Consider the following 383-nt stretch of genomic DNA (forward strand, 5'->3'; position numbering starts at 1 on the left):
TCGGTGGTGCTGTCGGGGGATGAGGGTGCGGTTCAGGCGGTTGTGGATGTGTTGGCTGGGCGTGGGGTGCGGGTGCGGCGGTTGCGGGTGAGTCATGCGTTCCATTCGGCTCGTATGGACGGCATGCTCGCGGAATTTGGCGAGGTGCTTCAGGGCGTGGAGTTCCGTGCTCCGAGTGTGCCGGTGGTGTCGAATGTGTCGGGTGTGGTGGCGGGTGAGGAGTTGTGCTCGCCGGAGTACTGGGTGCGTCATGTGCGGGAGACGGTCCGGTTCGCCGAGGGGTTGAGCACCCTCCGCGAGCTTGGGGTTGGTTCGTTCCTGGAGTTGGGGCCGGATGGCACGTTGTCCGCGTTGGTCGATGGCGATGGTGTGTCGGTACTTCA

General features: G+C 64.8%; 1 protein-coding gene. It reads left to right on the plus strand.

Annotated features, from left to right (window positions below; translation table 11 throughout):
- Positions 1-48: 48 nt before the first annotated feature.
- On the plus strand, positions 49-383 hold a 335-nt coding region (locus tag NP777_RS47310; RefSeq protein ID WP_256656389.1), incomplete at its 3' end, for an acyltransferase domain-containing protein.

The sequence above is a fragment of the Streptomyces rugosispiralis genome, assembly GCF_024505145.1.
GTDB lineage: Bacteria > Actinomycetota > Actinomycetes > Streptomycetales > Streptomycetaceae > Streptomyces > Streptomyces rugosispiralis.